At 70.4% G+C, this 12,009-nt stretch carries 9 protein-coding genes; 4 read left to right on the forward strand and 5 right to left on the reverse strand.

Translation table 11 applies throughout. The features are described 5' to 3' along the window. Nucleotides 1–4 precede the first annotated feature (4 nt). Nucleotides 5–1,888 (forward strand): ABC transporter transmembrane domain-containing protein, encoded by a 1,884-nt coding sequence (locus tag ACIBB8_RS18315; protein WP_398953249.1) that lies wholly within the window; start codon nucleotides 5–7, stop codon nucleotides 1,886–1,888. Next, on the forward strand, nucleotides 1,885–3,666 hold the full coding sequence (locus tag ACIBB8_RS18320; RefSeq protein ID WP_398953250.1) for an ABC transporter ATP-binding protein: 1,782 nt from the start codon (nucleotides 1,885–1,887) through the stop codon (nucleotides 3,664–3,666). The genes ACIBB8_RS18315 and ACIBB8_RS18320 overlap by 4 nt, the downstream gene beginning before the upstream one ends. A gap of 252 nt (nucleotides 3,667–3,918) precedes the next feature. Here the strand turns inward: ACIBB8_RS18320 and ACIBB8_RS18325 are convergent, their stop codons facing one another. After that, on the reverse strand, nucleotides 3,919–4,710 hold the full coding sequence (locus ACIBB8_RS18325; protein ID WP_398953252.1) for a metal-dependent hydrolase: 792 nt from the start codon (nucleotides 4,708–4,710) through the stop codon (nucleotides 3,919–3,921). 138 nt (nucleotides 4,711–4,848) lie between these two features. On the opposite strand from ACIBB8_RS18325, the gene ACIBB8_RS18330 reads away from it, so the two are divergent. Further along, a complete protein-coding gene (locus ACIBB8_RS18330; protein WP_398953254.1) occupies nucleotides 4,849–7,368 on the forward strand; it encodes a DEAD/DEAH box helicase in 2,520 nt (839 codons plus the stop codon). A 43-nt stretch (nucleotides 7,369–7,411) separates the two neighbouring features. Further along, nucleotides 7,412–8,284, forward strand: a complete 873-nt coding sequence (locus ACIBB8_RS18335; RefSeq protein ID WP_398953256.1) for an acyl-CoA thioesterase — start codon at nucleotides 7,412–7,414, stop codon at nucleotides 8,282–8,284. 6 nt (nucleotides 8,285–8,290) lie between these two features. Here ACIBB8_RS18335 and ACIBB8_RS18340 read toward each other — a convergent pair whose 3' ends face one another. From ACIBB8_RS18340 to ACIBB8_RS18355, 4 genes are all read right to left on the reverse strand, one after another. Next, nucleotides 8,291–8,521: a DUF6011 domain-containing protein gene (locus ACIBB8_RS18340; protein WP_398953258.1), complete on the reverse strand. Its 231-nt coding sequence runs from the start codon at nucleotides 8,519–8,521 to the stop codon at nucleotides 8,291–8,293. Nucleotides 8,522–8,879: 358 nt separating this feature from the next. Further along, the gene (locus ACIBB8_RS18345) at nucleotides 8,880–9,896 is read right to left on the reverse strand and encodes a glutathione S-transferase family protein (protein ID WP_398953261.1); all 1,017 of its coding nucleotides are present in this window, start codon (nucleotides 9,894–9,896) and stop codon (nucleotides 8,880–8,882) included. Next, nucleotides 9,874–11,403 (reverse strand): MFS transporter, encoded by a 1,530-nt coding sequence (locus ACIBB8_RS18350; RefSeq protein WP_398953263.1) that lies wholly within the window; start codon nucleotides 11,401–11,403, stop codon nucleotides 9,874–9,876. The genes ACIBB8_RS18345 and ACIBB8_RS18350 overlap by 23 nt, the downstream gene beginning before the upstream one ends. Nucleotides 11,404–11,513: 110 nt before the next feature. Next, nucleotides 11,514–11,960, reverse strand: a complete 447-nt coding sequence (locus tag ACIBB8_RS18355) for a hypothetical protein (RefSeq protein WP_398953265.1) — start codon at nucleotides 11,958–11,960, stop codon at nucleotides 11,514–11,516. Nucleotides 11,961–12,009: the final 49 nt, after the last annotated feature.

Raw genomic sequence — 12,009 nt, forward strand, 5'->3', positions numbered from 1 at the left:
CGTCATGCACATTCGCGATCTTCCCTACTCGGATCCTGGCGATCCCGATGTCCGGTCAGGCCCACGCTTCCTGCTCTGGCTCGGCCGCAACCAGATCCGCGGACAGCTCAAGTCCATGGCCTGGGGCCTGCTGCACCAGTGCTCCGTCGCCGGGCTGCCGCTGGCCGTCGGCTTCGCCGTGCAGGCCGTCGTCGACCGTTCCGGCAGCCGGCTTGCGCTGGCCGGCGGGCTGATCGCCGTCCTCGGTGTGCTGATCGCAGTCGGCGACACCATGCTCCACCGGACCGCTGTCACCAACTGGATCACCGCAGCCGCCCGTGTCCAGCAGCTCCTGGCCCGCAAGACCGCGGCACTCGGGTCCGCACTGACCCGCCGGGTCGCCGCGGGCGAGGTCGTCGCGGTGTCCACCGGCGACGTCGAGAAGATCGGCTGGTTCGTCGAGGCACTCTCCCGCTTCGCCGCTGCCGCCGTCGCTCTCGTGCTGATCTGTGTCGGACTCGTCCTCTATCTGCCGTCGCTGGGGGCGCTGGTGGCACTCGCCGTGCCGCTCCTGGCGCTGGCCGTGCTGCCACTGCTCCCTCGCGCCACCCGGCGCGCGGACCTTCAGCGCGACAAGGCCGGAAAGGCCACCGAACTGGCGTCGGACACCGTGGCGGGGCTGCGGGTGCTGCGCGGGATCGGCGGCGAGGAGCTGTTCCTCGGCCGCTACCGGCGTGCCTCGCAGGAGGTCCGCAGGGCGGCCGTCCGCAGCGCGCAGATGTGGTCGCTGATCTCGGCGATCCAGGTGCTGCTGCCGGGCGTGCTGCTCATTTCGCTGGTCGTGTACGGGGCGACGCTGGCCCGCGACGGCCGGATCGAGGTCGGCCAACTGGTCACGGTGTACAGCGCGGCGACGCTGATGCTGTTCCCACTGAGGCACGTCGAGGAGATCGCGATGGCGTACTCCTTCTCACGGCCGTCCGCCAAGCGGGCCGTGCGGGTGCTGTCGCTGCACCGCACCGCCGAGCCGTCGACCGTCGACGTGGTGCCTTCCGGTGATCTGTACGACCCGGTCACCGGGCTGATGGCCCCCGCGGGCAGGTTCACCGCGGTGGTCTGCGGCGACCCGGACGAGGCAGGCCGACTGGCCGGACGGCTCGGCGGGCACGCCGAGCCGGCCGCGGAGCAGGACACGACGGACGACGCTCCCGAGGACACGCCGTCGCCGGAGAAGAGCCCGTCCGTCCTGCTCGGTGGCGTACCGCTGGACGAGCTGTCGCTGGCGGCCGCCAGGACCGCGGTACTGGTCCAGGACAAGGACCCGGTGCTGCTCTCCGGGACACTCCGGGAGCTCCTGGACGTGCCGCAGTCCGGCCGGGTGACCGCTGAGCAGGCGCTTGCCGCCGCCCAGTGCGATGACGTGCTCGACGCGCTGGCACAGGCCTCGGTGACCAGGGACGGCGATCCGATGACGACCCGGATCACCGAGCGCGGCCGGTCGCTCTCCGGCGGCCAGCGGCAGCGGCTCGCCCTGGCCCGCTCCCTGGTCACCGATCCGGAAGCGCTGGTTCTCGACGAGCCGACGTCCGCCGTCGACTCGCACACCGAGGCCCGGGTCGCCGCCGGTATCAAGGCGCTGCGCCAGGGTCGTACGACCGTCGCGTTCGCCTCGTCGCCGCTGCTGCTGGACCTCGCGGACCAGGTGGTGCTGGTGCGCCGGGGCACCGTGACAGCGGTCGGTACGCACCGCGAACTGCTGCGCACCGAACCGCGCTACCGGGCGGTCGTCACCCGGGAGACCGACGACGAGATGGCGGCACAGACTGCACCGGACGAGATCGACGGGATCAGCGGAGTCAGCGGGATCAAGGCGATCGAACAGATCGAAGGAATCGAGGAGAGGGCATGATCGGCGTCGCACGACCGACGTACGACCCGGCCGCCCCGGAGTCGGCGACAACGCTGCCGGTCGGCACCCCCACCACCGTGCGCAGCTATGTACGGGACCTGATGCGGCGCCACCGCAAGCCGTTCGCCGTACTCATCTCGGTCAACGCCGTCGCGGTGATCGCCTCGATCGTCGGGCCGTATCTGCTGGGCGGACTGGTCGAGGACCTGTCGAACGGGGTCGTCGACCTCCATCTGGAGCGCACCGCCGCGGTGTTCGGGCTGGCACTGCTCGTGCAAACCGTGTTCACCCGGATGATGCGGCTGCGCAGCGCGATGCTCGGCGAGGAGATGCTGGCCGATCTGCGCGAGGACTTCCTCGTGCGGTCGGTCGCGCTGCCGCCGGGCGTGCTGGAGCGGGCCGGGACCGGTGATCTGCTCTCCAGGATCACCACCGACATCGACCGGCTGGCCAACGCGATGCGGGAGGCCGTGCCGCAGCTGGCGATCGGTGTGGTGTGGGCGGGGCTGCTACTCGGTGCGCTCACCGTGACCGCTCCCCCGCTGGCACTCTCCGTCCTGATCGCGCTGCCGGTGCTGATCCTCGGCTGCCGCTGGTACTTCCGCCGGGCGCCATCCGCGTATCGCTCGGAGGCCGCCGGTTACGCGGCGGTCGCCGCGATGCTGGCGGAGACCGTGGACGCCGGACGGACGGTTGAGGCGCACCGTCTCGGCGCGCGCCGGGTGGCGCTGTCGGACCGGCGGATCAAGGAATGGACGGCCTGGGAGCGGTACACGCTGTTCCTGCGTTCGGTGCTCTTCCCGGTCATCAACGTCACGTACGTGACGATTCTCGGCGCGGTGCTGATGCTCGGCGGCTGGTTCGTCATCGAGGGATGGCTCACCGTCGGACAGCTGACGACGGGTGCGCTGCTGGCACAGATGATGGTCGACCCGATCGGTCTGATCCTGCGCTGGTACGACGAGTTGCAGGTGGCGCAGGTGTCGCTGGCCCGGCTGGTCGGCGTGCGGGAGATCGAGCCGGACGCGGGCGACACGGAAGTCGCCCCGGACGGCCGGGACGTCCGGGCGGACGGTGTGCGTTTCGGCTACCGCTCCGGGGTCGACGTGCTGCACAAGGTGTCCCTCGACGTCGCCCCGGGCACGCGCCTCGCGCTGGTCGGCCCGTCCGGTGCGGGAAAGTCCACGCTCGGCCGGCTGCTGGCCGGGATCTACGCCCCGCGCAGCGGTGAAGTCACCCTGGGGGGTGCGCAGTTGTCGCAGATGACGGCGGAGCAGGTGCGCACGCATGTGGCGCTGGTCAACCAGGAGCACCATGTGTTCGTCGGTTCGCTCCGCGACAATCTGCTGCTGGCCCGTGACGGCGCGCAGGACGCGGAGCTGTGGGCGTCGCTCGCCGCGGTCGACGCGGACGGCTGGGCGAAGGCGCTGAGCGACGGTCTCGACACCGAGGTCGGTTCGGGCGGTCTGGCCCTGACCCCGGCGCAAGCGCAGCAGATCGCCCTGGCCCGGCTGGTGCTGGCCGATCCGCACACGCTGGTGCTGGACGAGGCGACCTCGCTGCTGGACCCGCGGGCGGCCCGGCATCTGGAGCGCTCGCTGGCGCGGGTGCTCGACGGCCGTACCGTCGTGGCGATCGCGCACCGGCTGCACACCGCGCATGACGCGGATGTGATCGCGGTGGTCGAGAGCGGCAGGATCAGCGAACTGGGCAGCCACGACGAGCTGGTTGCGGCGGACGGCGCGTATGCGGCTCTGTGGCGGTCCTGGCACGGCTGAGAGCCTGTCGGGCGACCTCTGATCGGGCGGACGCTCGAAGGTCACCCGACAGGCCCTGAGCGGAGAAGGCGGAGGTAGTGCGCGGACCGTCACCGGTTCGCGCGCAGCCACGCGTCCAGAGCGGCGAAGCCCGCGTCGGTTACCCCCTGGGCGGGGTCGACGCGATGGAGGAGGGCCGGCCCGGGAGATCGTTCTCGCGCACCGTCTGGCGCCGCGCGAATCGGCCTGATCCCCCGGCGGCCGGGTGGGGGCTCAGATGAAGTTGAGGGCGGCCGCCCCGCCCACTCCCCCGAGCACCATGAACGCGGGCATCAGCACCTTCAGCTCCACCCAGCTGCCGGCGCGGAACCGCATGCCCTTCGGCGGCCCGATCGGGTACCAGCGCTTGCGGCCCAGCGGGATCGGCCACAGGATCGGGCAGCCGGAGACGGTCAGCGCGTCGCCGATGTCATGGACGAGGGCGCCGAGGACGATCGGCAGCCCGAGCCAGAGGTACTCCTGGCCGGGGGCGCTGAAGAGCCAGTCCGAGCCGTTGCCCGGCTTGTCGAGGACGTCGGCCAGTATCCAGGCGCTGGTCGCGCCGAGCAGCCACACCAGGACGTCGCTGGACATCCGGGCAGCCCGCCACAGCAGTCCTTCGACGGCGAGCACGAGGTGGACGAAGAGGATGGCGAGGACCGCCCACCGGCCGCCGGTGATCGCTGCGGCGGAGGCCCCGGCGCCGATCAGCACCGCCCAGAGCCAGGTGTGCGTCAGAGTCCGGTGACCGCCGTTGCGGCGCGGGTCGCCAGAGCCCCTGGTCGCCTTGTAGACGGCGTGCGAAAGCTTGTCGACGATCTCGCAGAGTCCGCGGGAGACCGGTCCGAAGGCGCGCGAGATGGTCGCGGACTTGTGGTCGAGGTCCGGGGCGAGCGCGGCGCCCGCGGTGATCAGTGCGCCGACGACCAGGACGGGCCACGGCATCGTATGGCCCGCGGCTGCCGCCGCCGCGCCCACCCCGAGCCAGGCCGCCGCCCCGGACAGCGAGTGTGCCGGTCCCATCATGGTTCTTCCGCCCCCAAAATTTGTCCGGCCGCCATCGCCGGTGCGATGCGGCCGAGTTGAGTGGGCAGCGTACCGTCCGTGATCTTTGTACGGTCGTCCGGTTCCCTCATCCGGGCGGAAGGCAGGCAAGATGGGGGCGTGACCCTTATCGATCAGCTGCCCCCGACTGCCGACCCGGACGCCCTCTTCGAGGCCTTCTCGTCATGGACCGAGACCCAGGGCATCACCCTCTACCCTGCTCAGGAGGAGGCGCTGATCGAGGTGGTCTCCGGGGCGAACGTGATCCTTTCCACCCCCACAGGCTCCGGAAAGAGCCTGGTCGCGGCGGGTGCACATTTCACGGCTCTGGCCCAGGACAAGGTCACCTTCTACACCGCCCCGATCAAGGCGCTGGTCTCGGAGAAGTTCTTCGACCTGTGCAAGCTGTTCGGTACGGAGAACGTCGGCATGCTCACCGGCGACGCCTCCGTCAACGCGGACGCCCCGGTGATCTGCTGCACCGCCGAGGTGCTGGCCTCCATCGCGCTGCGCGACGGGAAGTACGCCGACATCGGCCAGGTCGTGATGGACGAGTTCCACTTCTATGCGGAATCGGACCGTGGCTGGGCCTGGCAGATCCCGCTGCTGGAGCTGCCGCAGGCCCAGTTCATCCTGATGTCGGCCACGCTCGGTGACGTCAGGATGTTCGAGCAGGACCTGACCCGGCGCACCGGCCGCCCCACGTCCGTGATCCGCTCAGCGACCCGGCCGGTACCGCTGAGCTACGAGTACCGCCTCACCCCGATCACCGAGACGCTCACCGAGCTGCTGGACACCCGGCAGTCGCCCGTCTACATCGTGCACTTCACGCAGGCCGCGGCCGTCGAGCGGGCGCAGTCGCTGATGAGCATCAACATGTGCACCAAGGAGGAGAAGGAGAAGATCGCCGATCTGATCGGCAACTTCCGCTTCACCACGAAGTTCGGCCAGAACCTCTCCCGCTATGTGCGGCACGGCATCGGCGTGCATCACGCGGGCATGCTCCCGAAGTACCGGCGGCTGGTGGAGAAGCTCGCCCAGGCGGGACTGCTGAAGGTGATCTGCGGTACGGACACGCTCGGCGTCGGCGTCAACGTCCCCATCCGTACGGTGCTGTTCACGGCGCTCACCAAGTACGACGGCACCCGGGTCCGCACGCTGCGCGCCCGTGAGTTCCACCAGATCGCCGGCCGTGCGGGCCGGGCCGGCTTCGACACGGCGGGCTTCGTCGTCGCGCAGGCGCCCGAGCATGTCATCGAGAACGAGAAGGCCGTCAAGAAGGCGGGCGACGACCCGAAGAAGAAGCGCAAGGTGGTCCGCAAGAAGGCCCCCGAGGGCTTCGTCGCCTGGTCGGAGACCACGTTCGACAAGCTGATCCAGTCCGACCCGGAGCCGCTGACCTCCCGCTTCCGGGTCACACACACGATGCTGCTGTCCGTGATCGCACGCCCTGGCAACGCCTTCGAGGCGATGCGGCAGCTGCTGGAGGACAACCACGAGCCGCGCCGCGCGCAGCTGCGCCACATCCGCCGGGCCATCGCGATCTACCGCTCCCTGCTGGACGGCGGCGTCGTGGAACAGCTCGACAAGCCGGACGCCGAGGGGCGCATCGTGCGGCTCACCGTCGATCTCCAGCAGGACTTCGCGCTCAGCCAGCCGCTGTCCACCTTCGCGCTGGCCGCGTTCGACCTGCTCGACACCGAATCGCCGTCGTACGCCCTGGACATGGTCTCCGTCGTCGAGTCGACGCTCGACGACCCGCGGCAGATCCTCGCCGCCCAGCAGAACAAGGCGCGCGGCGAAGCGGTCGGCCAGATGAAGGCGGACGGTGTCGAGTACGAGGAGCGGATGGAGCGGCTCCAGGACGTCACGTACCCGAAGCCGCTGAGCGAGCTGCTGTGGCACGCGTACGACGTGTACCGCAAGAGCCACCCGTGGGTGGGCGACCACCCCGTCTCGCCGAAGTCCGTGATCCGGGACATGTATGAACGGGCCATGACCTTCACGGAGTTCACCTCCAACTACGAGCTGGCCCGCACCGAGGGCATCGTGCTGCGCTACCTGGCGAGCGCGTACAAGGCTCTTGAGCACACCATCCCGGACGACCTGAAGTCCGAGGACCTGGAGGATCTGATCGCCTGGCTCGGCGAGATGGTCCGGCAGGTGGACTCCAGTCTCCTCGACGAGTGGGAGCAGCTCGCCAACCCGGAGGTGGACACGGCCGAGCAGGCGCAGGAGCGGGCCGACGAGGTCAAGCCGGTCACCGCCAACGCCCGCGCCTTCCGGGTGCTGGTCCGCAACGCGATGTTCCGCCGGGTGGAGCTGGCCGCGCTGGACAAGGTCGCAGAGCTCGGCGAGCTGGACGGCGAGGCGGGCTGGGACGAGGACGCGTGGGGCGAGGCGATGGACGCGTACTGGGACGAGTACGAGGATCTGGGCACCGGCCCGGACGCCCGCGGTCCGAAGCTGCTGAAGATCGACGAGGACGCCGCACACGGTCTGTGGCGGGTGCGGCAGACGTTCGCCGACCCGAACGGCGACCACGACTGGGGCATCAGCGCGGAGGTCGATCTGGCGGCCTCCGACGAAGAGGGCCGGGCGGTCGTCCGGGTCACCTCGGTCGGCCAGCTGTCAGCATGACCGCCGTGACGACGGCACCGTTGCGAGAGTGGAGACGAACGGCATGACGAACCCCGCCGAGCGCCTGGTCGACCTGCTCGACCTGGAGCGGATCGAGGTCAACATCTTCCGGGGGCGCAGCCCCGAGGAGTCGCTGCAGCGGGTGTTCGGCGGCCAGGTCGCCGGGCAGGCGCTGGTGGCGGCCGGCCGGACCACCGACGGGGACCGGCCGGTCCATTCGCTGCACGCATACTTCCTGCGGCCGGGCCGCCCGGGCGTGCCGATCGTCTACGAGGTCGAGCGGGTGCGGGACGGGCGGTCGTTCACCACGCGCCGGGTCACCGCCGTGCAACAGGGCCGGACGATCTTCAATCTGACGGCGTCCTTCCACCGGCCGGAGGAGGCGGGCTTCGAGCACCAGTTGCCGCCCGCCCGGACCGTTCCGGACCCCGAGCGGCTGCCCACCGTCGCCGAAGAGGTGCGCGAGCATCTCGGGGTGCTGCCGGACGCGCTGGAGCGGATGGCCAGACGCCAGCCGTTCGACATCCGGTACGTGGACCGGCTGCGCTGGACGCAGGAGGAGATCAAGGACGCGGACCCGCGCAGCGCGGTCTGGATGCGTGCGGTCGGCCCGCTGGGCGACGATCCGCTCGTGCACACCTGCGCGCTGACGTATGCGAGTGACATGACGCTCCTCGACGCGGTCCGTATCCCGGTGGAACCCCTGTGGGGGCCGCGCGGTTTCGACATGGCGTCGCTGGACCACGCGATGTGGTTCCACCGTCCGTTCCGGGCCGACGAATGGTTCCTGTACGACCAGGAATCGCCGATCGCGACGGGCGGACGGGGACTGGCACGCGGCCGGATCTACGACCGGGGCGGCAATCTGCTGGTGTCCGTGGTGCAGGAGGGGTTGTTCCGCCGGCTGGGCGCGTAGCCCGGCTCACGTGCCGGGCAGGGGGTCCTGTTCGACCTCGTGACGACGGGTGCGGATGTCCGGCGCGGCAGGGTGCAGTTTGGCGTCGCAGGCAGGGCCGAGCCCGGTGCGCCGCGACTCCCTGCCGGTGAGCGGGCGACCGCACAGGCGGCAGCGGACCGGACGGCGGCCGGCCGCCCGGTCGGGCTCGGCCGGGGCCTCGATGTCGGACCCGGGGAACGGCTCATGATTCTCCACGGATCGATCTTCTCAAGTCCTCGGTCTGCCCTGCGACTTCCGAACGGAGCGCAAGGGAGGAGTTCGCGGATGAGCAGCGTGCTGACCATGGAGCCGGTCCCCCCGGACAGGAAGAGCGCGGCACCGGGCGGCGACGGTCCCCCCGGGCATGTCATCACGTACGCGGACGCGCTCGGCGGCCCGGAACGCCGCCTACGTGGAGCGCGAACTGCCCCCGGGCGGCATACCGGCGTACTGACGGCCCGTAAGAACGGGACGCGCTCCTTCGTCCTGTGTCGCCGAGCCGCCCACCGTCCCGCACCGACCGCCCACCGGTCCGCTGCCGTGAACGTGCCCTTCAGGGACCGTGACGTGCCCTTCACAGGCGGGCGCGGCCGGACGGATCTGGCTCCGGCGGGGTGCCGTCGCCGAACGGGCGGCCGCCGAGCTGTTCGCGGTGGTGCGGTGTCCCCCAACCGGAGAGATCGGGTCCCAGGGGCACGATGCCGGTGGGGTTGATCCCCGTGTGGACCCGGTAGTAGTGCTGCTTGATGTGGTCGAAGTCGACCGTGTCGCCGAATCCGGGGGTCTGGAACAGGTCCCTGGCGTAGGCCCACAGCACCGGGTACTCGGTCAGTTTCGAGCGGTTGCACTTGAAGTGTCCGTGGTAGACGGCGTCGAAGCGGACGAGCGTGGTGAACAGCCGGATGTCCGCCTCCGTGAGAGTGTCCCCGACCAGATAGCGCCGGTCCGCGAGGCGTTCGGAGACCAGGTCGAGCCGGCGGAACAGCGCGCGGTACGCGGCCTCGTACTCGTCCTGTCCACAGGCGAATCCGGCCCGGTAGACGCCGTTGTTGACATCGCGGTAGATACCGTCCATGACCTCGTCGATCTCGTCCCGCAGCCGTTCGGGGTAGAGATCGGGGGCCCCGGACCGGTGCAGCGCGGTCCACTCGCTCGCGAAGTCCAGGGTGATCTGCTGGAAGTCGTTGGTGACGAGCTTCCCGCTGGGTACGTCCACGATCGCGGGCACGCTGACGCCACCGGGGTAGCCGCGTTCACGCGCGTCGTACGCCTCGCTCAGGTACGCGATGCCGAGCACCGGGTCCTTGCCGCCCTCGTCCAGGGTGAAGCGCCAGCTGCGGTCGTCCTGGATCGGGTCGGCGACAGCAAGCGACAGGGCGTCTTCCAGGCCCAGGAGCCGCCGGGAGACGAGTGCCCGGCTCGCCCAGGGGCAGGCGCGGCTGACAACCAGCCGGTAGCGGCCCGCCTCGACCGGCCAGCCGTCTCTCCCGTCGGCCGTGATCCGGTCGGCGAAGTGGCTCCTGGACCGTTTGAACGTCGTGCGTCCGTACGCTGCGTTGCCGTGCGGCTCACTGCCGGTCGGGCTGCTCATGGTGTCCTCCCCTCCGGTCGGACGGACCGGGGCCGGACACGTCGTCCGTAGATCTTCTGCCCCGCCGGGAGGCCACCACATCGGCCAGTGCCACCACGAGTGCCCCCACGACGAAGGCGACGGAGACGAGGAGCCCGAGGTCGAACGCGGTGGTCCAGCCCCCGGAGGCCAACTGGGCGAAGAAGACCGAGCCGACTGCGGCGATCCCGATCGCGGAGCCGACGCGCTGGCCGGTCTGGAGCGTGCCCGCGGCGCTCCCGCCGCCGACCACCGGCACCTGGGACAGAGTCAGGGTCAGGTTCGGAGCGATGACAAGGCCGCTGCCCACACCCGCCAGGAGCAACGGGGCAGCCATCGCCCAGGCGACGCCGCGGCCCGGGACGACGTGCACAGTGAACACGGTGGCCCCGAGTCCGACGACCACCATGGACAGCCCCACAACGACCAGCGGTCGGCCGTAACGGTGGACCATCCGGCCGCCCGGTCCCGCGGCGGCCGCCGCCCCCAGAGCGAACGGTGTGATGGCCAGTCCGGCCTGGAGGGCGGTGCAGTGCAGGCCGGCCTGCAGATAGAGCGTGCTGATGAAGAAGATCGAGGTGAATCCGGCGAAGTACAGCAGGCTCAACAGACAGCCCAGCCAGTAGGAGTGCAGCCGGAACAGCGACAGGTCGAGGACCGGCACGGTGCCGCGTCTGCCGCACCCGGACTCCCAGCCGACGAAGACGGCGAGCAGAGCCACGGCCGCGGCCAGCAGCAGCCACTTCTCGTTGCCGGGCCACTGCTGTTCCTGGACGAGGGGCAGCAGCAGGGCCAGCACGCCCGCGCCGAGAAGGAGGACGCCGACGGGGTCCAGGTCGCGCGGCCGTACGCGGCCCGCCGACGGGGTGTCCGGCAGGAGGCGCCGGGCGAGCAGGAAGCAGACGACGCCGAGCGGCAGGTTGACGTAGAACACCCAGCGCCAGCCCTCGGCCGGTCCGGCCGCCTGGATCAGCAGCCCGCCGAGCAGAGGGCCGACGGCGGTCGAGACAGCGACCACCGTGCTGAACATGCCGAAGGCGCGGCCTCGCTCCCGGCCCGAGAACATCTGCTGGATCAACGCGGAGATCTGCGGCGAGATCAGAGCTCCACCGAGGCCCTGAATCACTCGGGCGACCACCAGCCAGAAACTGGTCTGGGCGACTCCACAGGCCGCCGACGCCAGCGTGAACACGGCCAGTCCCGCCAGGAACACCACACGGCGCCCCCGGGCGTCGCCGAGCCGTCCGGCGGGGATGAGAAGGAGTCCGAAGGCGAGGGAGTAGCCGGAGAGAATCCATTGCAGATCGGATTCCGGGCTCCGCAGGCCGTTCCGGATGGACGGCAGGGCGACATTGACGATGGACACGTCCAACAGCGTCATGAAGCCCGCGACCAGGCACACACCAAGTGCCTGCCAGCGGCGAGGGTCGGGCGCCGGGGCCGCCCAGCTCCCCGCTGCACCTTCCATGGACGTTGCGCTCTCCGGCATGATTCGCACCTTAGGCGGCGCATCCGGTTTCCTCATGTCCAACAGGGCCGACTGCCGTAAACGTCGCCGTCCCGCCCGGAGAAGGTGCCGGCCGGCCGGACGCGCCCGGATCAAGCCGTCTGACCCTCGGCCGCCTCTCGGTGCATGCCCGTGCACAGCGCCCAGAGGATGAAGACATTGACGGCGACCAGCGTCATGGCCCACAGGGGGTAGTACGGCACCCACAGGAAGTTGGCGATCGCGCCGAGGCCGGCGACGAAGACACCGAAGTAGCGCGCCCAGAGGGCTCCGGTCAGCACGGCGCAGCCGGCGAGGACGATGATGATGCCGAGAGTGAGGTGAACCCAGCCCCAGCCCGACAGGCTGAACTCGAACACGTAGTGACGTGTCGCGAGGAACAGGTCGTCCTTGGCGATGGCCGCAACTCCCTCGAGGATCGCCATCGCTCCTCCGAAAATCATCAGGGCTGCTGCCAGGACGGTGATATCGGATGTTGGCGCGTGCGTGGGGCTCGGCTTGGCGCGGCCCGCTGCGGGTCCGACGGTGTCACTGGCCATGTCGGCCTCCTTGGGTGGCTGTGCCGTTGGTCCGGCCGAGCAGCAGGCC

This window comes from Streptomyces sp. NPDC051286 (assembly GCF_044455345.1).
In the GTDB taxonomy this organism is placed as follows: Bacteria; Actinomycetota; Actinomycetes; order Streptomycetales; family Streptomycetaceae; genus Streptomyces.